Below are 22,864 nucleotides of genomic sequence, written 5' to 3'. Positions count from 1 at the left end.
GTGTGCAGAGGGGCCGGGTCGCAGTGGCGGCCCGGCCCCTCCCCCGTGTCCGGGGTCGTCACATGCGGCTGTACTCGCCGTTCTCGATCACGTCGAGGGGCAGGTGGACGGCCTCCTTGTCCTTGTACTGCGCCGGGGCGGTGTTCGTGTTCCACAGTGCGGTGAGGCCGGGGCCGTCGATGGCCTGCCGGTAGAGGCGGAACTCGTCGAGGGAGCCCTTGAGCGGCTGGCCGCCGGCGGGGCTGTCGCCGAGGACGAAGCCCTGGACGTCGAAGGAGTCCGGGCGGGTGAGGGATCCGGTGACCCTGTTCAGCTGCTTCTCCTGCCCGTCGAGGTACAGCCTCAGCTCGTTGCCCTTGCGGGTCAGGGCGACGTGGTGCCAGCCCGCGCCGGGTGCGTCGGTCGCGACCTCGGTCGGGCCGGCGTCCGTCTGCACGAAGCCGACGAGCTTCCGCTTCGTGACCTTCACCCCGTTCACCTGCTCTGTCCGCGCCTCGACGCGGATCCGGAGCTGGCGCTCAGCGTCCCCGTCTCCGTAGGCCCAGACGATGCTCTGCTTCGCGGAGGTGTCCGGGTCGTGGCTGAACACGGTGGCGACGGTGAAGTCACCGGCTCCGAAGGCTTCGGAATCCGTGTAGGGGAGTTCGACCTTGCCGTCCTTGCCGGGCAGGCCGTTGACCCTGAACGCCTGGCCGAACCTGCCGCCGTCAGGCCGGTAGGTGCCGCCGTGGACGTAGGCGTTGTTGCAGTGTGCGGACTCATCCGGGGTGGAGCGGCCGGTCGAAGCGGGCCGTATGACGCTGTGCTTCTGGACGTTGCCGTGTTCCATGGACCACTTGAACCGGACGTCGTCCTCGGCCGGCGCCGTGTACTTCCCGCCCGGGTCGGGCACGAGACCCTTCAGGTCCGTCGCGGTGAGCGCTCGCGCGTAGAGCCGGACGTCGTCGATGACTCCGGTGAGCGGATCGCCGCCGCCGGGCTGGGACCCGACCCGGAGGCCGAGCGGGGTGGTGCCGTCCGCGAGCTCGAACTTCCCTGAGAGTGGTGCGGGGGGTGTGACGGTGCGGTCGATACCGAGGCTGAAGCCGTCGGCGGTCCTGGTGAGAGTGAGCAGGTGCCAGTTTGTGTCGTGCAGGCCGGGGGCGCCGTCGATCTGCCGCTCGACGCGGCCCTGGGAGGTCTCCGCCCAGGCGAGGATCCGGTTGGCTCCGGGTCCGGGTCCGGGTTCGATGCGCGCCCCGAGTGACGGTGCCTTGGCGGTGCCGGTTCCGTCGGGGTCCACACCGTAGGCCCAGAGCAGGACCTCGTTCGACTCGCTCGAGTTGCTCGTCGGGGTGTTCTTGAACCAGAGGGCGTAGCTGAAGTCGCCGGAGCCGACGTCGAGGGCGCGCCGGAAGGGGGTCTCGACGCCGGGGTGGGTCGCGTCCACGGCCAGGGCTCCCAGGTCGGTCTTTCCTTTGACCCGGTTGTCGGCGCTGACTCCGCCGAGGACCGTTCCGTCCACGCACTTGCCGGAGACGTCGTCGGCGATCGACACGGAGGTCAGGGCAGCCGTGTCGGCCTGGTCTTCGACCTGGAAGGGGAGACGGAGGACGAGGCTTTCCCGGGCGGTCTCGGAGTTGTTGTCGCGCAGCTCGCCGATCTGGGTGTCGTTCAGGTCGTCGAGGTAGAGGCGGACCTCGTCGATGCCGCCCTTGAACGACCGGTATCCGTCGCCGACTCGGCCTCCGACGGCCACGCCCTGGTTGGCTTCGAAGGACGGTTTCGTGACGGCGCCACGGACCTCGCCGACCTGGGTGGTGGACGTGATTCCGTTGACCTGGAGTCTGATCTTGGTTCCGTCACGGACGAGGGTGAGGTGGTTCCAGGCTTCTCCGCTGAAGGCGGCCTCGCCCGGGACGGAGACCTCTGCCGTGCCGTCCTTGCCCTGGACGTGGGCCAGGATGCGGTCGCCCTTCGGTTCGGCCCGGATCCAGACCTGTGGCGCGGTGCCGACCCCGTAGGCCCAGAGCAGCATGGCCGGCTCGGCGTCGGCGGCGGCGTTGTGCTGGAAGTGCAGGGAGTAGGTGAAGTTGCCGCCGCCCGGATCATCCGGATCATCCAGATCGCCCGGGTTCAGGGAGCGGCCGTACGGTACGTGGGCGAAGTCGCCGGTACCGTCGAGCTGAAGCCCCCGCTGCCCGAACCTGCCGGCGCCCAATGTGGCGTTTCCGGCGTAGTGGGCGTCGTTCGCCTGGGGCGAGGCGTCGGGTGTGGTGGGGGCGTCGGGTGTGGGGGTGAAGGCCGGAACGGTGGGGAAGACCGTGTTGGCGGGCAGGCCCAGTTCTCGGGGGTCGAGGTTGCGGAAGTAGATGTTGGCGGAGGACCACTCCCCCTCGGCCCGGGGCGGGGATCCGGGGTTGCCGCCCTCGTGGACGAGTGCGACGCGGCCGTTGTCCAGCTCTGCGAGGTCCGAGTAGCCCGCCGGACCGGACTTGATTGTGGTTCCGGCCGTCCAGGTCTTCCCTTCGTCCAGGGAGTAGTGGATCTTCAGGTTGGCCCGGTCGTTCGGTCTGGCGGGCTGATCCGGCCCGCTCGCGCCCGCGGGCGTGCCGGTCGGTGCCGCGAGGATCATCAGGTTCGGCGTCTGCGGCACGGAGGTGTGGTGCAGGGTGAGGACCGAGGCCTGGACACTGGGCGTCTTCAGGTTGGCGGTGAAGGCCTGGGCCGGGATCGCCGTGTCGTCGGCGGGTGCGATGCCGTAGGTGCGGAGGTTCGGCTGGGCGATCTCCTCCGTGTCCTGGGTCTTCTCGTTGCGGGCGCCGATGTAGACCCGGCCGCCGGAGAGTTCGGCCACGGCGGGCTCGCCGGGCTTCATGGTGGGGGTTTCCGGGGTGACGTCGGTCGGGCGTGCGTGCCAGTTGATGCCGCCGTTGTCGCTGTAGAGGTAGCCGGCTAACCGGCCCCCGGGTCCGTCCTCGTAGGCGCCGACGACGAGGCGGTCGGCGTGGGGGCCGGTGCTGAGCTGGATGCCGTGTGCGGGACCGGTACCGAACCAGCCGGTGCTGTTCATGCCGCGCAGCCGGGTGATCTGTCGCGGGGGCGAGAACGTCAGTCCGTCGTCGGTGCTGTTCTGGGCGTACGCCTTGCGTGGCTCTCCGGGCGGGAAGACCGCCGGTTCGCCGGTGGAGAGCAGGCTGATCCTGCCGTCGCCGTTGATGTCCACCACGGGCGAGGGGTTGCCGCGGGTATGGGGGGCGTTGGGGTCGTTCTCGCTGCCGGAGGTGGCGACCCGGATCGGGCCCCAGGTGCGGCCGTCGTCGGTCGAGCGGCGGAGGACGATGTCCACGTCGCCGCGGTCCGCGCAGGAGGGGGAGGTTCGGGCCTCGGTGAAGGCGAGCAGGCTGCCGGCCTTGGTCTTGACGATCGTGGGTATGCGGAAGCAGCCGTAGCCGGCGGTGCCGGACCGGAAGAGTATCCGGCCGTTCTCCGCGGTCGGCGCGGTCGTCGTGGCTGTCGCGGCTGTCGCGGTCGGCGCGGTTCCGTCGGCGCCGGCGGGCGGTGGGCCGAGCAGGCTTCCGGCGCAGGCGATGAGGGCTGCGGCGAGAAGTCCGCGCCCGGAAAGTGGTCTTGGCATCGGATGACCGTAAACGATCACCCGAGGCTCTAGGCTCCCCTTCGGAAGGTTGCCGATCACACCAGGAGGTTTCCGTCGTGTCCGAGCCGAAGAGGCCGCCGCTCCCGCACGATTTCCACCCCGAGGTGCACGAGTTCACGGTGAGCAGTGCCGATCTCGCACCGGGTGCGGAGCTGGGACCGGGGCAGGTGAAGGCGGGTGGGGACGTGTCCCCGCAGTTGCGGTGGGAGGGGTTCCCGGAGGGGACCAAGAGCTTTGCCGTGACCTGCTTCGATCCGGATGCGCCGACGGGCAGCGGGTTCTGGCACTGGGTGCTGTTCGATCTTCCCGCGTCGGTGACCGAGCTGCCGGCCGGGGCCGGCAGCGGCACGTTCGAGGGGCTGCCCGCCGGGGCGGTCCACGTACGGAACGACTACGGGACGAAGGACTTCGGCGGGGCGGCTCCGCCCGCCGGGGAGCGGCACCGGTATGTGTTCACCGTCTACGCGGTGGACCAGGAGAAGCTCGGCCCGGGTGCGGACGCGTCTCCGGCGGTGGTCGGGTTCCATCTGCGCTTCCACTCGCTGGGTCGCGCCCAGCTGATCGGTGAGTACGAGGCCCCTGCCGCGGGCTGATCGTTCGCCGAGCGTTTGCCCGGCCCTGGTCTAAAGGTGACCAGGACCGGGCATTTTTATTGCGTTGTCCCGCGTGGCGCGCACAGCCAGAGTGGTGCCGGGCCTTGCTGCCAAAGGGGTGCGGGCCTGCACACGGGAGGTGGGCGAGATGCGGGACACGCTGGTGCTGAATGCGAGCTTCGAGCCGCTGTCGACGGTGACGTTGAATCGTGCTGTGGTTCTGGTGCTCCAGGACAAGGCCGTCGTCGAGCAGTCGCACCCCGAGCTCCGTGTGCGCGCTGCTGCCGTGGATCTTCCGATGCCGCGGGTGATCAGGCTCTGCCGGTATGTCCGGGTGCCGTTCCGAAGACATGCTCCATGGTCGCGGCGGGGGGTGCTGGCCAGGGACCAGCACCGGTGCGCGTACTGCGGGAAACGCGCCACCACGGTGGACCACGTGGTGCCCAAGGCGCAGGGCGGCGGGGACACCTGGCTGAACACGGTGGCGTCCTGTGCGGAGGACAATCACCGCAAGGCGGCCCGGACTCCGGACGAGGCGGGGATGCCGCTGCTCCGGAAGCCGTTCGTGCCGACTCCGGCGGACGCCATGCTGCTGGCTCTGGGGTCGGGCGGCCGGGATGCGCTGCCGGACTGGCTGGAGCGGACCGCCTGAGGTGTCCAGCCCCCGGGACACCCCTAGGAGTACAGGAGGATCTGGACGATCGCCACGATGCCGACCGCCACGATGACCGCGCGCAGCGCGGTCGGCGGGAGGCGTCGGCCGATCTTGGCGCCGAGCTGGCCGCCGATGGTGGAGCCGATGGCGATCAGGAGGACCGCGGTCCAGTCGAACTCGGCAACGAAGAGGAAGACGATCGCCGCGATGCCGTTGACCATGGCGGCGAGGACGTTCTTGACGGCGTTGATGCGTTGCAGGTCGTCGTGGAGGAAGAGGCCCATCAGGCCGACGTAGAGGACTCCTTGGGCTGCGCCGAAGTAGCCGCCGTAGGCGCTGGCGAGCAGCATGCCGGCGTGCAGGGCGGGTCCGCCGTCGCCGTGCGCCTCGCCGTGCGCCTCGCCGGTGCCCGTGCCGGTGTCGGTGCCGGTACTGGTGCGGTCCTGGCGGGCGCGGAGGGCCTTGGCGAGCCTCGGCTGGAAGACGACGAGGACGAGCGCGAGTCCGATGAGGACCGGGACGATCGCCACGAAGGCTTCCGAGGGCAGCAGGAGCAGCAGGACGGCGCCGGTCAGACCGCCGAGGAGGGCCGTGCCGGCCAGGCGCCGGACGCGCCTGCCCTGGCCGCGCAGTTCCTTGCGGTAGCCGATGGCGCCGCTGATGGATCCCGGTACCAGGCCGAGGGTGTTGGAGACGTTCGCGGTGACCGGCGGGAGGCCGGTGGCGAGCAGGACCGGGAAGGTGATCAGGGTGCCGGAGCCGACGATGGTGTTGATGGTGCCGGCGCCGATGCCGGCACCGAAGACCGCGAGTGATTCCCAGAGGGAGTCGTGGATGGACAAGGCCATCTCCTTCGATCAGTGAGTCGCCTCCCCGCCGTGAAGGTCGAGGGGCCGTCACCGATCATGCCGGAGGGCCGGTCCCGGTCAGTCGATCGGGGGCTGTTCGCGGCGGGCCGGGGGGTCGTTCGGGGGCGCCTGCTTGGGGACGGAAGGTCCGCCCAGCGGGCCGAAGTTGCCCATGGCGCCGGAGAGGCCCTTGAGGGCGTCGCCGATCTCGCTCGGCACGATCCAGAGCTTGTTGGCGTCGCCTTCCGCGATCTTCGGGAGCATCTGGAGGTACTGGTAGGCGAGGAGCTTCTGGTCGGCGTCGCCCGCGTGGATGGACTCGAAGACCGTACGGATGGCCTGGGCCTCACCCTCGGCCTTGAGGGCGGCGGCCTTGGCCTCACCCTCGGCGCGGAGGATGGAGGACTGCTTCTCGCCCTCGGCGCGCAGGATCTCGGACTGCCGGACACCCTCGGCCTGGAGGATCGCGGCCCGCTTGTCGCGGTCGGCGCGCATCTGCTTCTCCATCGAGTCCTGGATGGAGGTCGGCGGCTCGATGGCCTTGAGCTCGACGCGGTTGACGCGGATGCCCCACTTGCCGGTGGCCTCGTCGAGGACTCCGCGGAGGGCGGCGTTGATCTCCTCGCGGGAGGTCAGGGTCCGCTCCAGGTCCATGCCGCCGATGATGTTGCGGAGGGTGGTGACGGTGAGCTGCTCGATGGCCTGGATGTAGCTGGCCACCTCGTAGGTTGCGGCGCGGGCGTCGGTCACCTGGTAGTAGATGACGGTGTCGATGTTGACGACCAGGTTGTCCTGGGTGATGACCGGCTGCGGCGGGAACGGGACGACCTGTTCGCGGAGGTCGATCCGGTTGCGGATCGAGTCGATGAACGGGACGACGATGTTGAGTCCCGCGTTGAGGGTGCGGGTGTAGCGGCCGAACCGCTCGACGATGGCTGCGCTGGCCTGCGGGATCACCTGGATCGTCTTGACCAGCGCGATGAAGACCAGCACCACCAGGATGATCAGGACGATGATGATCGGTTGCATGCGGTTCCCCGTGCCCTTCTGAGTGCCTGGTGCCTGTTCACATGACGACGGCGGTGGCGCCGTCGATGTCGACCACGTCGACCTGTTGGCCGGGTTCGAAACTGAGGTCCGAGTCGAGGGTACGTGCCGACCAGATCTCGCCGGCCAGCTTGATGCGCCCGCCGCTGCCGTCGACGCGTTCCAGGACGACCGCGGTTCTGCCCTTCAACGCGTCGATTCCGCTGCGGTGTTGGGGGCGCTGGTCACGGTGCCGGTTGGCGATCGGGCGGACCACGGCGAGCAGCGCGACCGAGACGATCACAAAGACGAGCACCTGGGCGACGATGCCGCCGCCGAGGGCTGCCGTGATCGCCGCCGCCACCGCACCGGCCGCGAACATGCCGAACTCCGGCATGGCGGTGAGGACCAGCGGAATGCCGAGTCCGACCGCGCCGACGAGCCACCACACCCATGCGTCGATGTCCACATGGTCATGGTAGGTGGGCCGGGCGCGGTCGGGACAGGGTACGGACTAACGCAGCGGGAGGCCCTGCGCGGTCCAGCGCTCGTTTTCGTTGCGCTCGACGACCAGGGGGAGGCCGAAGCACAACGAGAGGTTGCGGGAGGTGAGTTCGAGGTCGAGGGGGCCGGCGGCGACCACCTTGCCCTGACGGATCATCAGGACGTGGGTGAAGCCGGGGGCGATCTCCTCCACATGGTGGGTGACCATCACCATGGAGGGCGCGAGCGGGTCGCGGGCGAGCCGGCCGAGGCGGCGTACGAGGTCCTCGCGACCGCCGAGGTCCAGACCGGCGGCGGGCTCGTCGAGGAGGAGCAGCTCGGGGTCGGTCATCAGGGCGCGGGCGATCAGGGTGCGCTTGCGCTCGCCCTCGGAGAGGGTGCCGAACTTCCGGTCGAGGTACTCGGTCATGCCGAGGCGGTCGAGGAAGGCGCGGGCGCGCTGCTCGTCGATGTCCTCGTACTCCTCCTGCCAGGTGGCCGTCATGCCGTAGGCGGCGGTGAGGACGGTCTGCAGGACGGTCTGGCGCTTGGGGAGCTTGTCGGCCATGGCGATGCCGGCCATGCCGATGCGGGGGCGCAGCTCGAACACGTCGACCTTGCCGAGGGTGCTGCCGAGGATGGTGGCGCTGCCCTTGGTGGGGAAGAGATAGCTGGAGGCAACGTTGAGCAGGGTGGTCTTCCCGGCGCCGTTGGGGCCGAGGATCACCCAGCGCTCCCCCTCCTTGACCGACCAGGAGATCTGGTCCACCAGAGCCCGGCCCTCGCGGACCACGGATACGTCCACCAGCTCCAGTACGTCGCTCATGAGCGTGTTGTCTCCCCTTGCAGTCGTGGTCTCAGCGCGCCGGTGTGCGCAGCCCCAGGCAAACCTACGCCACTCGGGAGGTCCGTAAGGTGGGGGGATGCTGATCGAACCACGTTCAGGGCGGCTGGCCGCCTGGGGGAACGCGCTGCTCGCCGGTCTGGTCTCGCCCGACGAGGCGGTGTTGTCCGTGGTGGGCGGGGATGCGGTGCACCGGGTGGCGGGGCTGCCGGGCGAGGACGGGCCGGTGGGGCTGACGCTCGCGCTGGGGCGGCTGCGGGCACTGGGTGTGACCGGGCTGCGGGTGGCGCTGCCGGCGCCGGGGCATCCGCTGGGGCTGAGCGGTCCGCCGGAGTTCAATGCGAGGGCCTTGGAGGCGGAGGAGGCCGTGGTGTGTGTGTCGGCTCCGCTGGGGCTGGTGCCGGTGGTGGCCGAGGCCGGGCCGGAGGGTGACCGGCATGTGTCGGTGCTCTGGCAGTGCCTGCCGGTACGGGAGGCCCCGCCGGCGGACGTGCCCTCGCTGGGCGAGGCGGAGCGGGAGCTGGCCGAGGCGCTGCGGGAGGCGACGGTGACGCTGACCCGGCTGGATGTGGCGGCGTCGGGTCCGGTGGCCGAGGCGGCGCTGGACGCGTACCGGGCTCGGGCGGAGGCGGGGCGTGAGGTGCTGGCGCCGGGGTATCCGCCGCGGGCGGTGCGGGTGCTGGAGCTGGCACAGCGGATCGGGCTGCTGGTGGGCATGGCGTACGAGCACGGGCCCGGCGGGGCGGTGTCGGCCTCGGAGATGGAGTCGCGGGCGGTGGCGCTGCGGCCGGTGGAGCGGGTGGCGCGGCGGGCGCAGGTTGCTGCGTACAACGCGGCGGTGGAGGAGCGGGAGCGGGGCTGAGGCCCCGCTCCGCAGCACGCTGCGCGGTTGGTGCGGGCCGCGGTCCCGGTGTGCCCACCCGTCCCGCCCCGCGGGACGATTGCCCACACCGGGCGCGCCCGGCCGGGCCCGCCGCACGCTGCGCGGTCGGTGCGGGCCGCCGTCCCGGTGTGCCCACCCTCCCCCAGACTCCGTCCGGGGGGACCCCCAGCCCTGCGGGACGATTGCCCACACCGGGGGGCGCGGGGTGTGTTATGCGTTGATGCCTGTGTTGGCGAAGGCCGGGTTGAGCAGGCCGATCACGGTGACGCTGTTGCCGACCACGTTCACGGGCACGTGGACGGGGAGCTGCACCAGGTTGCCGGAGGCGACGCCGGGCGAGCCGATGGCCTTGCCCTCGGCGTGCGCACCGCCGTGGGCCGCGGAGACACCCGCGGCAGCGGCGACGAGGCCGCCCGCGATCGCGGTGACGGCAGCGGCCTTCTTCACGTTCTTCACTGTCAAGCCTCCATGAGCTTTCGCCGCGGCCTGCCGCCGCGGCACGCCATGGAGAACGCCCGGACCCCGGCCCGGATGCGCCATGTGGGCTACACCCACCCGATCGTATGAATGTCAGTCCGTCGCGTTACCTGTGCGCACCGCCCACAGCGCGGCCTGCGTACGGTCCGCCAGGTCCAGCTTCATCAGGATGTTCGAGACATGGGTCTTGACCGTCTTCTCGGACAGCACCAGCGCGCGGGCGATCTCCCGGTTGGAGCGGCCGTCCGCGATGAGGCCGAGAACCTCGCGCTCGCGCTCGGTGAGGGTCGAGCCCCGGGTCGGGGCGGGCGGCTGGTCGTCCGGGGTCAGGAGGGCCACGGCCACCTCGGGCTGGAGCAGGACGTGGCCGGCCCGCACCGAGCGGATCGCCGCGGCCAGGGCGTCCGGGTCGATGTCCTTGTAGACGTATCCGGCCGCACCGGCACGCAGGGCGGGCACCACGGTCCGCTGCTCGGTGAAGCTGGTGACGACGATCAGGACCCGGGCCGGGTTGCCGAGCTCGCGGAGGCGCTTGAGGGCGTCGATGCCGTCCAGGCCCGGCATCTTGATGTCCATGAGGATCACGTCCGGGCGGAGTTCCTCGGCCCGGGCGACCCCGGCCTCCCCGTCCGCCGCCTCGCCGACCACCTCGATGTCCTCCTGGATCTCCAGGAAGGTGCGCAGGCCGCGCCGTACCACCTGGTGATCGTCCACCAGCAGGACCTTGGTCCTGCCGCTCCGCTCGTCAGCCACCGGGGATCTCCATCTCGATCGTGGTGCCCGCACCGGGCGCCGATTGCACGAGGAGCCGGCCGCCCGCTCCGCTCGCCCGGTCCCGCATGGAGACCAGGCCGAGGTGACGGCCGGCCCGGCGGACGGTCTTCGGGTCGAAGCCGCTGCCGTCGTCGCTGATCCGCAGGGATACCCCACCGGCGTCGCGGGTGAGGGTGACCGTCACATGCTCCGCGCCCGAGTGCCGCAGGGCGTTGTGCAGGGCTTCCTGGGCGACCCGTAGGAGCGCTTCCTCGTGGGCGGCGGGCAGCGCCTTGATCCCTTCGCCGGCGAAGGTGAGGCGGGCGCTGTGGGCACGGTCGAGGACCTGGATCTGGTTGCGCAGAGTGGCGACGAGGCCGTCCTCGTCGAGGGCGGCCGGGCGGAGCTCGACCACGGCGGCGCGCAGTTCGTCGGCGGCCTCCGCGGCGAGGGCGGCGACCTGCTGGAGCTCCTGTCGGGCCCGGGCCGGGTCGCGGTCCACGAGGGCGGCGGCGGCCTGGGCGGTGAGGCGGAGCGAGAAGAGCTTCTGGGCGACCGCGTCGTGCAGCTCGTGGGCCAGCCGGGAGCGTTCCTCGGCGATGGTCAGCTCGCGGCTGCGCTCGTAGAGCCGGGCGTTGGTGAGGGCGATCGCGGCGTGCTGGGCGAGGATGCCGAGCACGTCCTCGTCCTCCTCGGTGAAGCCGCAGCCGCCCTCGGGACGCGGGCAGCGCTTGTTGGCGAGGAAGAGCGCACCGAGGATCTCCTCGCCGTCGCGGATCGGCAGGCCGAGGAAATCGGAGAGCTCGGGGTGGGCGGCCGGCCAGCCTTCGAAGCGCGGATCCTTGCGTACGTCGGCCAGCCGCTCCAGGCCGGGCGAGTGGAGCATCGCGGCGAGGATGCCGTGCTGGCGGGGCAGCGGTCCGATCCGGCGCCATTGCTCGTCGCTGACTCCGTCCACGACGAACTGGGCGAAGCCGCCGTGGTCGTCGGGCACGCCGAGGGCGGCGTATTCGGCGTCGAGGAGCTCGCGGGCCGAGGCGACGATCGTCTTGAGGACGTCGCGGACCTCCAGGTGCCGGCTCATGGCGAGCAGCGCGGTGCTGACCGCGGCGAGGCCGGTTCTCTCCGGTCCGTTGTGCATGGCCTCACCGTACCCCTGGGTCTCTGACCTGCGGGATCGGCCTCTGGACGGAGGCTGTGGACCTAGGGCCAAGGGTGGGGGGCGGGTGGGGCCGGCGGCCGAGGCGCCGGGCGGCTGCGGGTTCGTAGGTTGGAGGTGGAGGCGTTCGGAGGATCACGGAGCGGATCGAGGGGTGTGGGTCATGGCAGTGGCGCTGGTGACGGGGGCTTCGCGGGGGCTGGGCCGGGCGCTGGCCGGGGAGCTGGCGGGCCGCGGCTGGGATCTCGTACTGGGGGCGCGCAGCGGAGCGCTGCTGGCGGAGGCCGCGGAGGAGCTCTCGAAGGGCGGCGGCCGGGTGGTGGCGGTGGCCGGGGACGTGTCGGAGGCGGCGTACCGGGCGGAGCTGGTGGCGGCGGCGCGCGGTCTGGGCGGGCTGGACCTGCTGGTGAACAATGCGGCCGTGCTGGGGGCGGAGCCGCTGGTGCCGCTGGCCGAGCAGCCGCTGGAGGCGTTCCGGGCGGCGCTGGAGACGAATGTGGTGGCGCCGCTGGGGCTGGTCCAGGAGGCGCTGGGGCTGCTGCGGGACTCCGCGCGGGGTGCGGTGCTCAATCTGAGTTCCGATGCGGCGGTGGCGGCGTACCGGACCTGGGGGGCGTACGGGAGCACCAAGGCGGCGGTGGATCTGATGTCGGCGGTGCTGGCGGTGGAGGAGCCGGGGCTGCGGGTGTGGTGGGCGGATCCGGGGTCGATGGCGACGCGGATGATGGCGGCGGCCGAGCCGGAGGAGGACCTGGCCGCGCTGCCGAGGCCGGAGGAGGTGGCCCCGGTGCTGCTGCGGCTGGTGGCGGAGCAGCTGCCGAGCGGGCGGTACACGGCGGAGGGGCTGGCCGGGGCAGGTGCGGTGTGAGCACCCCGGCACCCGAGGTCCAGAACACACCGTCCCCCTATATAGAGGCTCAGAACGCACGGTCTCCCTATATAAGGGACATACCGCCGGATCTGGTGGCCCGGGTCCCGGCCGAGCAGCGGGGGCCGGGGCTGGGCCGGGATGCGGTACGGCTGCTGGTCTCGCGGGGTACCGAGGTCTCCCTGCACGGGTTCCGGGAGCTGCCGGGGCTGCTGCGGGCGGGGGACGTCCTGGTGGTGAACACCTCGGCCACGCTGCCGGCGGCGGTGGACGCCCGGCTGGGCCGGGAGGAGGGCCGGGGCGAGGGCCGGGAGGAGGTGGTGGTCCACTTCTCCACCCGGGGGGATGACGGGCGCTGGGCGGTGGAGGTGCGCGGGCGGGACGGACGGGGGACGACCCGGCCGCGCACCGGCGGCCCGGCGGGGGCGGTGCTGGAGCTGCCGGACGGACTGCGGCTGGTCCTGGAGGAGCCGCTGGCCGCAGGTGCCGACCGGTTGTGGTGGGCACGGCCCTCGGGAGCGGGGGTGGTGGGGGTGATGCGTGCGTACGGGCGGCCGATCCGCTACGCGTACACGGAGCGGGACCAGCCGCTGTCGGCCTACCAGACGGTCTTCGCGCTGCCCTCCCCCGACGGTGCGGGCTCGGCGGAGATGCCGAGCGCCGGCCGGCCCTTCACCGCCGGGCTGGTGGCGCACCTGGTGAGCCGGGGGGTGCAGTTCGCTCCGCTGACCCTGCACACCGGGGTGTCCTCGGCTGAGGCGCACGAGCCGCCGTACCCGGAGCGCTTCGAGGTGCCGGGGACCACGGCCGGGCTGGTGAACGCGGCCCGGGCGGCGGGCGGGAGGGTGATCGCGGTGGGGACGACCGCGGTACGGGCCCTGGAGTCGGCGGCGGATACGGACGGGGTGGTGCGGGCGGCCCGGGGGTGGACGGACCTGGTGGTGACGCCGGAGCGCGGGGTGCGGGTGGTGGACGGCCTGCTGACCGGACTGCACGAGCCGGAGGCCTCGCACCTGCTGATGCTGGAGGCGGTGGCCGGGCGGGCCGCCGTACAGCGCGGGTATGCCGAGGCGGCGGCCCGTCTCTGCCTTTGGCATGAGTTCGGGGACGTCCATCTGCTACTCAAGGAGGACATACCTCACTGATTGCATTGCGCGAGCAACACATAGTGAGTTCGGTGGGGGCCCGGTGTGAGCCCGGGCATAGGACCCACATCACTTACGAAGCAGAGTAGTGGCCATGTAAGGACGCCGTCAGCACTGCGCGCAGCAGCTCTGACGGCGAAATCACGGGTTCCCGGCAGGCCCGTGATCCACTATCCGGCTTCGTACGTCACACCTTTGCCACAGGTTTTTGCCACCGCTAAGAATGGCTGCCGTCGCACAGCGCCGCTGGATCCCGGATCACGGTGGCGCTTTCCTGCGGCCCCCGCTCTTCGTAAAGGTGTGCTCCATGTCTGCGTCCAGCTCTGCCGGTCTTCGCCGTATGACCAAGGCCCACAAGATGTCGATCGCCGGCGTCGCCACCCTCGGCACCGCTGCCCTCGCCTTCTCCCTGGTTCCCGGCAACGCCGGTGAGGCCCAGGCCGTCACCGCCGCTCCGGTCGCCGTGCAGCAGGTCGTGGCCGCCGCGCAGACGAAGAACGTCGCGGACCACGTCGCCGTGCAGCAGGCCTTCGCCGTCAAGCAGGCCAAGGCCAAGGCGGACGCCGACGCGAAGGCCAAGGCCGCCAAGGCCGCCAAGGCCAAGGCCGAGGCCGCTGCGAAGAAGGCCCGGGCGACCAAGGAGGCCGCCAGCCGCTCCGCCGCCCGTACGCCCGTGTTCGCGAACAACCTGGACGGCTGGATCAAGGAAGCCCTCTTCATCATGAAGAAGGAAGGCATCCCCGGCACCTACCAGGGCATCCACAAGAACATCATGCGCGAGTCCAGCGGCAACCCGCGCGCCATCAACAACTGGGACATCAACGCCCAGAACGGCATCCCCAGCAAGGGTCTGCTCCAGGTCATCTACCCGACCTTCAAGGCGTACCACGTCAAGGGCACCAAGTTCGACCAGTACGACCCGGTCGCCAACATCGTCGCCGCCTGCAACTACGCGGCCGACCGCTACGGCTCCATGGACAACGTCAACAGCGCCTACTAAGGGCAGCTGGGCACACAGTCCCCCATGCGCCGAGGGCGGCACCCGGATCCGGGTGCCGCCCTCGGCGTTTTCGCAGGTCCGCTGACATGCGTTACGTGCGTTACGTGCGTTACTTGCGCATGACCTCCGGCTCGTGGCGGCGCAGCAGGCGCGCCACCGCGAAGCCGCAGGCGACGCCGATGAGCAGCAGGACGGTGATGTCCAGGGTCCACTGCCCGACCGTGGCCTCCCAGAGCGGGTCGAGGTTGTCGGGGTTCTTCTGGTCCCACGGGGGCATGAGGTGGCCGAGGTCCAGGGTGGTGCCCGCGGCGGCCACCGCCCAGCGGGACGGCATCAGCCAGGCGAACTGCTCCAGGCCCGGGGAGTCGTACACCTGGAAGAGGATGCCGGTGAACACGACCTGGACGATCGCGAACATGACCAGCAGCGGCATGGTCTTCTCGGCGGTCTTCACCAGCGAGGAGATCACCAGGCCGAACATCATCGAGGTGAAGCCGAGCGCGATCACCGAGAGGCAGAGCTCCACGGCCGGCGGCATGATCAGGCCCTCTTCGGGCAGCGCGCGGGGGGCGAAGCCGATCCCGCAGATGATCACGCCCTGGATGGCGGTGATGATGCCGAGGACGATCACCTTCGACATGAGGTACGCCGACCGGGACAGGCCGGTGGCGCGCTCACGCTCGTAGATGACCCGTTCCTTGATCAGCTCACGGACCGAGTTGGCGGCGCCCGAGAAGCACATGCCGACCGCGAGGATCAGCATGATCGTGCCGGCGTCGCCGTTGAAGCGGCTCGGCGGGGTGGGCTTGCCCAGGCCGAAGTCGGCCGGGATGACGATGGAGACCACACCCAGGACGGCGGGCAGGATCAGCATCAGGCCCATGAAGCCCTTGTCGGACGCGATCACCGAGATGTAGCGGCGGATCAGGGTCCACAGCTGGGAGCCGTAGCCCTGCGGCTTCGGCATGTTCATCTGCTGCGGCGACGGCATGCTGACCGACTGCGGGGCGACCGCGTCGATGTCGGCGGCATAGAGCTGGTAGTGCTGCGAGCCCTTCCAGCGGCCGGCCCAGTCGTAGTCGCGGTAGTTCTCGAAGGCCGAGAAGACATCCGCCCAGGTCTGGTAGCCGAAGAAGTTCAGCGCCTCGTCCGGCGGGCCGAAGTACGCCACCGAGCCGCCCGGCGCCATCACCAGCAGCTTGTCGCAGATGGCCAGCTCGGCGACCGAGTGGGTGACCACCAGGACGGTGCGGCCGTCGTCGGCGAGGCCGCGCAGCAGCTGCATGACATCGCGGTCCATGCCCGGGTCGAGGCCGGAGGTCGGCTCGTCGAGGAAGATCAGCGACGGCTTGGTGAGCAGCTCCAGGGCGACGGACACGCGCTTGCGCTGGCCGCCCGAGAGGGAGGTGATCTTCTTGTCCTTGTGGATGTCGAGCTTGAGCTCGCGCAGCACCTCGTCGATACGGGCCGCGCGCTCGGACTCGGCGGTGTCGCCGGGGAAGCGGAGCTTGGCCGCGTACTTCAGCGCGGTGCGGACCGTGAGCTCCTTGTGCAGGATGTCGTCCTGCGGGACCAGGCCGATGCGCTGGCGGAGCTCCGCGAACTGCTTGTACAGGTTGCGGTTGTCGTAGAGGACGTCACCCTGGTCGGCGGGGCGGTAGCCGGTCAGCGCCTTGAGGAGCGTCGACTTTCCGGAGCCGGACGGGCCGATGACGCCGATCAGCGACTTCTCCGGGACGCCGAAGGTGACGTCCTTGAGGATCTGCTTGCCGCCGTCGACCGTCACCGTGAGGTGGCGGGCCGAGAAGGAGACGTCGCCGGAGTCGACGAACTCCTCGAGGCGGTCGCCGACGATCCGGAACGTGGAGTGGCCGACGCCGACGATGTCGTTGGGGCCGAGCAGCGCGGTTCCGGACTTGGGCAGCGGCAGACCGTTGACGTAGGTGCCGTTGTGGCTGCCGAGGTCGCGGATCTCGAACCGGCCGCCCGGCATGGAGTGGAACTCGGCGTGGTGCCGGGAGACCTGGAGGTCGGAGACCACCAGCTCGTTGTCCAGGGCACGGCCGATGCGCATGACGTGGCCCAGCGCGAGCTGGTGGAAGGTGGTCGGGCTGCGGTCGCTGTAGCCGGGGCCGCCGGCACCGTGTCCCTGGGCGGGGCGAGGGGCGCCCTGCTGCTGGGGGACGTGCGGCTGGTGCGGCTGGTGCTGCTGCGGCTGGTGCGACTGCTGTTGCTGCTGCGGGGTGTGCTGGGCCGGCGGGGCGTACGCCTGCGGGGCCTGCTGCTGCGGGGCCTGCTGGTGTGCGCCGGGCCAGCCGGCGGCAGCCTGCTGCTGGGCTCCGGCCTGCGCCGGGGCAGCAGCCGCGGCAGCCGCGGCGGCGGCCTGAACGGCAGCGGTCGGATTCAGCCGCGGGCCGTCCTGCGCATTGCCGAGGTGCACCGGGGTACCGGGCGCGAGTTCGGCCTGCTGGACCCGGGTCCCCCGCACATATGTGCCGTTGGTGCTGCCGTGGTCCTCGATGACCCAACCCCGGCCGTTCCAGCTGATGGTGGCGTGCCGCCACGAAACGCGGGCATCGTCGATCACCACGTCACCCTGGGGGTCTCGCCCCAGTGTGTACGACCTGGACGGATCGAGGGTCCAGGTCCTTCCGTTCAATTCCAGTACGAGTTCCGGCACTCCAGCCCCACTTGTTGTCCCCCGAGGATCCCCCTGACGTCAGGGAGTCTAGGGATGGCGAACATCCGGGGGAACTATTCCAGGCTCGGGAGCACAAGTGGAATCCGGGCCTTGTTGACGCCATCGCAAGGCGCCCGGAAAGTGAGATAGGGGACTTCTCGCCCGCTCGGTACGTCGGTTCGCATCGGGGGTCGCGCACATGGGCCGGATCCGCTGGGGTGAGGTGCTCCTGTCCGCGGTGGCCGCGGTGGGCTGGTCGGTGATGACGATGGCCGTGGTGGCCGCGCTCGGGCTCCGGCTGCTGGGCGCGGATGCGGCGGGCGGCTCGCTGGGCGCGGTGACCGCTGCCGTGGTGGTACTGGCGGTGGGGGGTTCGGTGACCCCGTCAGGAGAGGTGTCGGCTTGGGGAATCGACACCGCGAGCGCGGAAACGGCCCTGGACGTCACCCCGTTGGGGGTTTCGCTGGCGGGGGCGCTGGTGCTGGCGCATGTGGTGCTGCGGTCGCTGCCGGTGGGGGCGGGGGTACGGACCCGGGGTGCGGAACTCGCGGCGCGTGGGGGCGGCACTGCTGGGCGCGCCGAACGGGGCCTGGGTGGGGGTGCTGCCGGGGTTGTGCGTGCCGTTCGAGGGGACCGCCGGTGGCGCGCCTGCGCGGCTGCTGCCCCATCCGCTCGGCGAGCTGCTGTCGGGGGCGGGGTCGGCTCGGGAGCCGGTGACGGTGGCGCGGCTCGCGGAGTACGACGGGCGGGTGTGGCTGCTGGTGCCGGCGGTGGCCCTGCTGTTGCTGTGGGCGGGTGCCGTGACGGCGGTACGGAGCCCCGGGCGCGGGGTGCCGGCCTGCGCGGTCCGGCTCGGCGCGGTGACCGGGCTGGTGTGTGCGGGGCTGGTGTGGGCGACGGGCTTCTCGGCGAACGCGCTCGCGGCGGGCGTGGAGCTGCGGGGGGGGGCGGCGGGGGCGGCGGGACTGCTGGGTCTGGTGTGGGGGGTGGGTGGGGGCTTGGGGGGGCGCGATGGCACGCATGCTCGGCCCTGGCCGGCCGGGCGGGCGGCGGGGGCGGGCCGGGGCGCTGGGCCGGCTCCGGGGCCGTACTGGCCGTCGCCGCCGTACGGCCCGCGGCCGGGGCTCCGCCCCCGGAACTCGCCGGGGCGTAGGTGGCCAGGTCGGGGTGGTGGCGACGAGGGGTGAGACGGGGGAGCCGGGGTGGGGGGTGGGAGGATACGGTGAGCGCACCATGAGTGCTTCGCAGACCTCCGACGTCCCCACCCTCCTCGTCAAGATCTACGGCAAGGACCGTCCCGGGATCACCGCCGGGCTGTTCGACACCCTCGCCGCCTACTCCGTCGACGTGGTCGACATCGAGCAGGTGGTCACCCGAGGCCGCATCGTCCTGTGCGCCCTCGTCACCAAGCCCACCGCCGGCAGCGAGGGCGAGCTGCGCGCGACCGTGCACAGCTGGGCCGAGTCCCTCAAGCTGCAGGCCGAGATCATCTCCGGTACCGGCGACAACCGTCCGCGCGGCAGCGGCCGTTCCCATGTCACCGTGCTCGGTCATCCGCTCACCGCCGAGTCCACGGCCTCCATCGCCGCCCGTATCACCGAGGTCGGCGGCAATATCGACCGTATCTTCCGGCTGGCCAAGTACCCGGTGACCGCGGTCGAGTTCGCCGTCTCCGGTGCCGAAACCGAGCCGCTGCGGACGGCCCTGGCCACCCAGGCCGCCCAGATCGGGGTGGACGTGGCCGTGGTCTCGGCCGGTCTGCACCGGCGGGCCCAGCGGCTGGTGGTGATGGACGTGGACTCGACCCTGATCCAGGACGAGGTCATCGAGCTGTTCGCGGCGCACGCCGGCTGCGAGGAGCAGGTCGCCGGGGTGACCGCCCGCGCGATGCGCGGTGAGCTCGACTTCGAGCAGTCCCTGCACGCCCGGGTGGAGCTGCTGGCCGGGCTGGACGCCTCCGTGGTGGACAAGGTGCGGGCCGAGGTGCGGCTCACGCCCGGTGCCCGGACCCTCATCCGGACCCTGAAGCGGCTCGGCTACCAGGTCGGCGTGGTGTCGGGCGGGTTCACCCAGGTGACGGACGACCTGCAGGAGCGGCTCGGGCTCGACTTCGCCTCGGCGAACACGCTGGAGATCGTCGACGGGAAGCTGACCGGCCGGGTGACCGGCGAGATCGTGGACCGGGCCGGGAAGGCCCGGCTGCTGCGCCGGTTCGCCAACGAGGCCGGCGTACCGCTGGCACAGACCGTGGCGATCGGGGACGGCGCCAACGATCTGGACATGCTGAACGCGGCTGGGCTGGGGGTGGCCTTCAACGCCAAGCCCGTGGTCCGGGAGGCCGCGCACACCGCGGTGAACGTGCCGTTCCTGGATGCGGTGCTGTACCTGCTCGGCATCACCCGGGAAGAGGTCGAGGCCGCCGATCTGGTGTGAGGGTCCAGATGTGCCATCGGCCCCGGCAGGGTTGCTGCCGGGGCCGATGTGCGTGACGCCGTGGCGCCTGGAGTTTCAGTGTTCCTTTGGGGTCCAGAAGTCCAGCAGGGTGCCTACGCCGTGTTCCAGGGACTTCCAGGAGCCCGTGAAGGAGACGACGGCGAGGGCCGAGGTCGGGAACCCGGTACGGGTCATCCGCTGGAGGGTGTCTCCCTCGGCGCGCCCGGCCAGAGCGTCCGCCAGGGCGTGCATCCCAGGGTTGTGCCCGATGACGAGGAGGTCGGCGACCTCGTCGGAGGTCTCGTTGAGCAGGGCGATGAGCTCGCCGAGCGAGGCCTCGTACAGCCGCTCCTCGTAGACCGTCTTCGGCCGGGTCGGGAGCTCCTGAACGGCGAGCTTCCAGGTTTCCCGGGTCCGGGCCGCGGTGGAGCAGAGGGCCAGGTCGAAGGTGATGCCGGTCTCGGCCAGCTTCAGTCCGACGGCCGGGGCGTCCTTGCGCCCGCGTTCCGCCAGCGGGCGGTCGTGGTCGGACACCTGGGGCCAGTCGGCCTTGGCGTGCCGGAGGAGGACGATCCTGCGGGGTGTATCGGCGCTCATGGGTCCCAGCTTCGCACGAAACCGGCCATGGGGCGCAGGGTGTTGGAGGAGCTCACCCGTCGGGGGCGCGCGCCGGTGCACGCCCCGTCGCGGTCCCGTCCACGGTCCCCTTCGCGGTCCCGCCCACGGTCGGCGCGTGGTCAGCCGAAGGCGCGTAGGAGCAGCGCGATGAGGTGGCCGATGGTGGAGCCGTCGGGGCCCGGCTGAGCCCCGGCCGGGCTCCCCAGGAGCAGGAACAGGAATGCGAACGCGGCCGTCGGCAGGGCGAGCGCCCACCAGGTGAGCCGGGTGTCGGCGCCGTGCCGGCGGGCCGTGGGCCGGACGGCCGTCCGCGGAGTGCCCTCGGCCGGGCGGGCCGGGCCGGCCGCCGACGGGGTGTGTACCGACATCGCCGCCTCCTGGGTGTCCGCGCGTCGTCACCGATGAATCTACGGAGCCACGGCGGCGGTTCCCATCGGGGGCACACCCCAGTCGACCCTGAACCTGACCCCCTAGGGGATGGTGGGGATATCCCCACCGGCTGCCCCCGCGGGGCGGGTCAGGGGGAGGCCACGGTCGCGATGATGGCGATGATCACGGTCACACCGAGCATCGCACCGAGCACGATGCCGAGCTTCTTGTGACTGTTCTGGGGGTTCGGTTCGAGAACGGGCATGGGGTCAGTCTCCCATGCGGCATTCGTCCTCGATCGTGCGGTCCCGGCCGGCCAGCACGCCCAGTGCGATCTGCGGCATGAGCAGCCCCGCCATCAGCGCGAGAGGCAGGTCCCAGCCGCCGCTGTGCTGGTAGAGGGTGCCGATGAGCAGCGGGCCGGGGATGGAGATCAGGTAGCCGGTGGACTGGGCGAAGGCGGAGAGCCTGACCACCCCGGCCGGGGACTTGGCGCGCAGTCCGATCATGGTGATGACGAGCGGGAAGGCGCAGTTGGAGATGCCGAGCAGCAGCGCCCAGGCCCAGGCTCCGGCGGCGGGGGCCAGGTAGAGGCCGAGGTAGCCGGCGAGCCCGAACAGGCCGAGGGTGACGGCGATGGGTCCCTGGTTGCGCATCCGGCCGGCCAGGCCGGGGATGACGAAGGCCAGCGGGACGCCCATGACCATGGTGACGGCGAGCAGGACACCGGCGGTGCCGGCCGAGACCCCGGCGTCGCGGAAGATCTGCGGGAGCCAGCCCATGGTGATGTAGGCGCCGGTGGCCTGGAGGCCGAAGTAGCAGGCGAGGGCCCAGGCGGTGCGGCTGCGGACCACGCGCGGGCCGGTCGCGTCGCCCCGGCCGGGGCTCGCCGGGCCGGCCGCCGCCCGCTCGCGGCGGGCGGCGCGGGCGATGGGCAGCCAGGGCAGTACGGCGGCGACCGCCAGCCCGGCCCACACCAGCAGGCCGGTGCGCCAGTTGCCGCCGAGGGCTCCGGTGATGGGGACGGTCGCAGCGGCGGCCAGTGAGGTGCCGGCGGCCAGGGCCATGGAGTACAGGCCGGTCATGGTGCCGACCCGGTCCGGGAACCAGCGCTTGACGATCACCGGGAGCAGCACGTTGGTGAGCGCGATGCCCGCGAGGGTGAGGGCGCTGAAGGCGAGGAAGCCGGCCGAGTTGCTCATGAACGGGCGGATCAGCAGGCCGGTGGCGACCATGCCCATGCCGGCGCAGACCACGGCGGCGGGGCCGAAGCGGCGGGAGAGCCTGGGTGCGGTGATGCCGAAGACGGCGAAGCAGAGGGCCGGGACGGAGGTGATGAGTCCGGCGACCGTGCCGCTCATGTGGAGTCCGGTGCGGGCCTCCTCGAAAAGGGCGCCCAGGCTGGTGATGGCGGGCCGCAGGTTGAGGGCCGCGAGCACGATGCCGACGATGAGGACCGGGCCGAGCCAGGCGGGCGGCTGCGCGGCGGCGCCGCTGCCGGTGCCGGTACCGGTGGCGCTGCCGGGGGCGGCTCCGGGTAGGGCGGGCCGGTTCAGGGTCTGGATCTCTTCGTCATGCATCGAACCATCATAGAATCATGGGATGATTGGTTGTCCACCTGTGAACCCGGACCGTGCCGAGAGGACCCCATGCCGCTGACCTCGCCCCGGCGCTCTGCGCTCGTCGACCAGGTGATCGCCCAGCTGCGGAACCAGATCACCTCCGGAGAATGGCCGGTCGGAGCAAGAATCCCGACGGAACCGGAACTGGTCGACCTGCTGGGTGTCGCCCGCAATACGGTCCGCGAGGCGGTCCGTGCCCTGGCCCACAACGGACTGCTGGACATCCGGCAGGGCTCGGGCACCTATGTCATCGCGACCAGCGAGCTGGCCGGGGTGATGCACCGGCGGTTCTCGGGGGCGGACCCGCGGCACATCGCCGAGCTGCGCTCCACCCTGGAGTCCTCGGCGGCCCGGCTGGCGGCGGAGCGGCGGACCGAGCGGGACCTCGTACAGCTGGACGTACTGCTGGCGCGCCGCGAGGAGGCCTGGGCCTCGGGGGATGCGGAGCTGTTCGTCGCCGCGGATGTCGCCCTGCACATGGCCGTGGTCACGGCCTCCCACAACGAGGTGCTGACCGGGCTCTACGCGGACCTGGGCGAGCTGATCCGCGACTGGCTGCGTACGGACGTGGGCCCGGACCTGACCCCGGAGTCGCATCTGGACCATGCCCGGCTGATCGAGGCGATCCGGCGCGGGGACGCCGATACGGCGGCCTCCGAGGCGGCCGGATACCCCTTCGCCTGCCTGGGTCGGCAGGACTGAGCCGATGCCGGCGGCCGGCCTGGCGGGGCGGCCCGGCGGGGCGGCCCGGCGGGGCGGCCTGGCGGGGCG

Annotated in this window: 22 protein-coding genes and 1 pseudogene; 10 read left to right on the top strand and 13 right to left on the bottom strand. The window is 71.5% G+C overall.

All coding sequences use genetic code 11. From position 1 onward, the window contains the following. Positions 1–58: 58 nt before the first annotated feature. The gene (locus DEJ50_RS26165) at positions 59–3,616 is read right to left on the bottom strand and encodes a LamG-like jellyroll fold domain-containing protein (protein WP_150210554.1); all 3,558 of its coding nucleotides are present in this window, start codon (positions 3,614–3,616) and stop codon (positions 59–61) included. A gap of 77 nt (positions 3,617–3,693) precedes the next feature. Between DEJ50_RS26165 and DEJ50_RS26160 the strand changes: the two genes are divergently transcribed. Then, positions 3,694–4,230: a YbhB/YbcL family Raf kinase inhibitor-like protein gene (locus DEJ50_RS26160; protein ID WP_150210553.1), complete on the top strand. Its 537-nt coding sequence runs from the start codon at positions 3,694–3,696 to the stop codon at positions 4,228–4,230. A 148-nt stretch (positions 4,231–4,378) separates the two neighbouring features. Beyond that, on the top strand, positions 4,379–4,882 hold the full coding sequence (locus tag DEJ50_RS26155) for an HNH endonuclease (protein WP_150210552.1): 504 nt from the start codon (positions 4,379–4,381) through the stop codon (positions 4,880–4,882). Positions 4,883–4,905: 23 nt separating this feature from the next. Here DEJ50_RS26155 and DEJ50_RS26150 read toward each other — a convergent pair whose 3' ends face one another. The 4 genes from DEJ50_RS26150 to DEJ50_RS26135 form a co-directional block, all read right to left on the bottom strand. Beyond that, positions 4,906–5,733: a sulfite exporter TauE/SafE family protein gene (locus DEJ50_RS26150; RefSeq protein ID WP_150210551.1), complete on the bottom strand. Its 828-nt coding sequence runs from the start codon at positions 5,731–5,733 to the stop codon at positions 4,906–4,908. Positions 5,734–5,811: 78 nt separating this feature from the next. Then, a complete protein-coding gene (locus tag DEJ50_RS26145) occupies positions 5,812–6,762 on the bottom strand; it encodes an SPFH domain-containing protein (protein ID WP_150210550.1) in 951 nt (316 codons plus the stop codon). Between the two features lie 37 nt (positions 6,763–6,799). Next, positions 6,800–7,228: an NfeD family protein gene (locus DEJ50_RS26140; protein WP_150210549.1), complete on the bottom strand. Its 429-nt coding sequence runs from the start codon at positions 7,226–7,228 to the stop codon at positions 6,800–6,802. A gap of 45 nt (positions 7,229–7,273) precedes the next feature. Beyond that, on the bottom strand, positions 7,274–8,068 hold the full coding sequence (locus DEJ50_RS26135; RefSeq protein WP_150210548.1) for an ABC transporter ATP-binding protein: 795 nt from the start codon (positions 8,066–8,068) through the stop codon (positions 7,274–7,276). 97 nt (positions 8,069–8,165) lie between these two features. Between DEJ50_RS26135 and DEJ50_RS26130 the strand changes: the two genes are divergently transcribed. Further along, positions 8,166–8,948, top strand: coding sequence for a hypothetical protein (locus DEJ50_RS26130; RefSeq protein WP_150210547.1), 783 nt, complete (start codon positions 8,166–8,168; stop codon positions 8,946–8,948). A 231-nt stretch (positions 8,949–9,179) separates the two neighbouring features. Here DEJ50_RS26130 and DEJ50_RS26125 read toward each other — a convergent pair whose 3' ends face one another. The 3 genes from DEJ50_RS26125 to DEJ50_RS26115 form a co-directional block, all read right to left on the bottom strand. Continuing rightward, on the bottom strand, positions 9,180–9,425 hold the full coding sequence (locus DEJ50_RS26125; RefSeq protein WP_150210546.1) for a chaplin: 246 nt from the start codon (positions 9,423–9,425) through the stop codon (positions 9,180–9,182). Between the two features lie 114 nt (positions 9,426–9,539). Beyond that, complete coding sequence (locus tag DEJ50_RS26120; protein ID WP_150210545.1) at positions 9,540–10,199, bottom strand: response regulator; 660 nt, start codon at positions 10,197–10,199, stop codon at positions 9,540–9,542. Next, positions 10,192–11,340, bottom strand: a complete 1,149-nt coding sequence (locus DEJ50_RS26115) for a GAF domain-containing sensor histidine kinase (RefSeq protein WP_150210544.1) — start codon at positions 11,338–11,340, stop codon at positions 10,192–10,194. Before DEJ50_RS26115 ends, DEJ50_RS26120 begins: the two co-directional genes overlap by 8 nt. Before the next feature lie 181 nt (positions 11,341–11,521). On the opposite strand from DEJ50_RS26115, the gene DEJ50_RS26110 reads away from it, so the two are divergent. The 3 genes from DEJ50_RS26110 to DEJ50_RS26100 all read left to right on the top strand — a co-directional run bounded on the left by DEJ50_RS26110 (position 11,522) and on the right by DEJ50_RS26100 (position 14,371). Further along, the gene (locus tag DEJ50_RS26110; protein ID WP_150210543.1) at positions 11,522–12,226 is read left to right on the top strand and encodes an SDR family NAD(P)-dependent oxidoreductase; all 705 of its coding nucleotides are present in this window, start codon (positions 11,522–11,524) and stop codon (positions 12,224–12,226) included. A 71-nt stretch (positions 12,227–12,297) separates the two neighbouring features. After that, the gene (locus DEJ50_RS26105) at positions 12,298–13,371 is read left to right on the top strand and encodes an S-adenosylmethionine:tRNA ribosyltransferase-isomerase (protein WP_411757692.1); all 1,074 of its coding nucleotides are present in this window, start codon (positions 12,298–12,300) and stop codon (positions 13,369–13,371) included. Positions 13,372–13,678: 307 nt separating this feature from the next. Beyond that, complete coding sequence (locus tag DEJ50_RS26100) at positions 13,679–14,371, top strand: transglycosylase SLT domain-containing protein (RefSeq protein ID WP_150210542.1); 693 nt, start codon at positions 13,679–13,681, stop codon at positions 14,369–14,371. Between the two features lie 109 nt (positions 14,372–14,480). Here the strand turns inward: DEJ50_RS26100 and DEJ50_RS26095 are convergent, their stop codons facing one another. Continuing rightward, the gene (locus DEJ50_RS26095) at positions 14,481–17,051 is read right to left on the bottom strand and encodes an FHA domain-containing protein (RefSeq protein WP_190344692.1); all 2,571 of its coding nucleotides are present in this window, start codon (positions 17,049–17,051) and stop codon (positions 14,481–14,483) included. Positions 17,052–17,250: 199 nt separating this feature from the next. Between DEJ50_RS26095 and DEJ50_RS35620 the strand changes: the two are divergent. From DEJ50_RS35620 to serB, 3 genes and pseudogenes are all read left to right on the top strand, one after another. After that, positions 17,251–17,586 (top strand): annotated as a pseudogene (locus tag DEJ50_RS35620) (streptophobe family protein); the annotation flags it as partial. A 1-nt stretch (position 17,587) separates the two neighbouring features. Beyond that, the gene (locus DEJ50_RS26090) at positions 17,588–18,238 is read left to right on the top strand and encodes a streptophobe family protein (RefSeq protein WP_150210540.1); all 651 of its coding nucleotides are present in this window, start codon (positions 17,588–17,590) and stop codon (positions 18,236–18,238) included. A gap of 46 nt (positions 18,239–18,284) precedes the next feature. Beyond that, complete coding sequence (gene serB, locus DEJ50_RS26085; protein ID WP_150210539.1) at positions 18,285–19,484, top strand: phosphoserine phosphatase SerB; 1,200 nt, start codon at positions 18,285–18,287, stop codon at positions 19,482–19,484. 75 nt (positions 19,485–19,559) lie between these two features. Here the strand turns inward: serB and DEJ50_RS26080 are convergent, their stop codons facing one another. From DEJ50_RS26080 to DEJ50_RS26070, 4 genes are all read right to left on the bottom strand, one after another. Continuing rightward, positions 19,560–20,081 carry a SixA phosphatase family protein gene (locus DEJ50_RS26080; protein ID WP_150210538.1) on the bottom strand — a complete coding sequence of 174 codons (522 nt, stop codon included), beginning with the start codon at positions 20,079–20,081 and terminating at the stop codon, positions 19,560–19,562. Positions 20,082–20,221: 140 nt separating this feature from the next. Next, positions 20,222–20,470: a hypothetical protein gene (locus DEJ50_RS26075; RefSeq protein WP_150210537.1), complete on the bottom strand. Its 249-nt coding sequence runs from the start codon at positions 20,468–20,470 to the stop codon at positions 20,222–20,224. 149 nt (positions 20,471–20,619) lie between these two features. Then, complete coding sequence (locus DEJ50_RS35300; protein WP_263399215.1) at positions 20,620–20,736, bottom strand: SGM_5486 family transporter-associated protein; 117 nt, start codon at positions 20,734–20,736, stop codon at positions 20,620–20,622. A gap of 4 nt (positions 20,737–20,740) precedes the next feature. Further along, a complete protein-coding gene (locus DEJ50_RS26070; protein ID WP_150210536.1) occupies positions 20,741–22,051 on the bottom strand; it encodes a CynX/NimT family MFS transporter in 1,311 nt (436 codons plus the stop codon). A 69-nt stretch (positions 22,052–22,120) separates the two neighbouring features. Here DEJ50_RS26070 and DEJ50_RS26065 point away from each other — a divergent pair, with 69 nt between their 5' ends. Then, the gene (locus tag DEJ50_RS26065; protein WP_150210535.1) at positions 22,121–22,795 is read left to right on the top strand and encodes a FadR/GntR family transcriptional regulator; all 675 of its coding nucleotides are present in this window, start codon (positions 22,121–22,123) and stop codon (positions 22,793–22,795) included. Positions 22,796–22,864: the final 69 nt, after the last annotated feature.

Origin of the sequence: Streptomyces venezuelae, assembly GCF_008642295.1 — a bacterium.
Taxonomy (GTDB): Bacteria; Actinomycetota; Actinomycetes; order Streptomycetales; family Streptomycetaceae; genus Streptomyces; species Streptomyces venezuelae_C.
This window is presented reverse-complemented; position numbering and strand designations above follow the sequence as displayed.

Excerpts from the sequence above, each read along its gene's own strand:
- DEJ50_RS26165 (WP_150210554.1), bottom strand. The coding sequence starts at position 3,616 with ATGCCAAGACCACTTTCCGGGCGCGGACTTCTCGCCGCAGCCCTCATC.
- DEJ50_RS26155 (WP_150210552.1), top strand. The coding sequence starts at position 4,379 with ATGCGGGACACGCTGGTGCTGAATGCGAGCTTCGAGCCGCTGTCGACG.
- DEJ50_RS26150 (WP_150210551.1), bottom strand. The coding sequence starts at position 5,733 with ATGGCCTTGTCCATCCACGACTCCCTCTGGGAATCACTCGCGGTCTTC.
- DEJ50_RS26145 (WP_150210550.1), bottom strand. The coding sequence starts at position 6,762 with ATGCAACCGATCATCATCGTCCTGATCATCCTGGTGGTGCTGGTCTTC.
- DEJ50_RS26135 (WP_150210548.1), bottom strand. The coding sequence starts at position 8,068 with ATGAGCGACGTACTGGAGCTGGTGGACGTATCCGTGGTCCGCGAGGGC.
- DEJ50_RS26130 (WP_150210547.1), top strand. The coding sequence starts at position 8,166 with ATGCTGATCGAACCACGTTCAGGGCGGCTGGCCGCCTGGGGGAACGCG.
- DEJ50_RS26115 (WP_150210544.1), bottom strand. The coding sequence starts at position 11,340 with ATGCACAACGGACCGGAGAGAACCGGCCTCGCCGCGGTCAGCACCGCG.
- DEJ50_RS26110 (WP_150210543.1), top strand. The coding sequence starts at position 11,522 with ATGGCAGTGGCGCTGGTGACGGGGGCTTCGCGGGGGCTGGGCCGGGCG.
- DEJ50_RS26100 (WP_150210542.1), top strand. The coding sequence starts at position 13,679 with ATGTCTGCGTCCAGCTCTGCCGGTCTTCGCCGTATGACCAAGGCCCAC.
- serB (WP_150210539.1), top strand. The coding sequence starts at position 18,285 with ATGAGTGCTTCGCAGACCTCCGACGTCCCCACCCTCCTCGTCAAGATC.
- DEJ50_RS26080 (WP_150210538.1), bottom strand. The coding sequence starts at position 20,081 with ATGAGCGCCGATACACCCCGCAGGATCGTCCTCCTCCGGCACGCCAAG.
- DEJ50_RS26075 (WP_150210537.1), bottom strand. The coding sequence starts at position 20,470 with ATGTCGGTACACACCCCGTCGGCGGCCGGCCCGGCCCGCCCGGCCGAG.
- DEJ50_RS35300 (WP_263399215.1), bottom strand. The coding sequence starts at position 20,736 with ATGCCCGTTCTCGAACCGAACCCCCAGAACAGTCACAAGAAGCTCGGC.
- DEJ50_RS26070 (WP_150210536.1), bottom strand. The coding sequence starts at position 22,051 with ATGCATGACGAAGAGATCCAGACCCTGAACCGGCCCGCCCTACCCGGA.
- DEJ50_RS26065 (WP_150210535.1), top strand. The coding sequence starts at position 22,121 with ATGCCGCTGACCTCGCCCCGGCGCTCTGCGCTCGTCGACCAGGTGATC.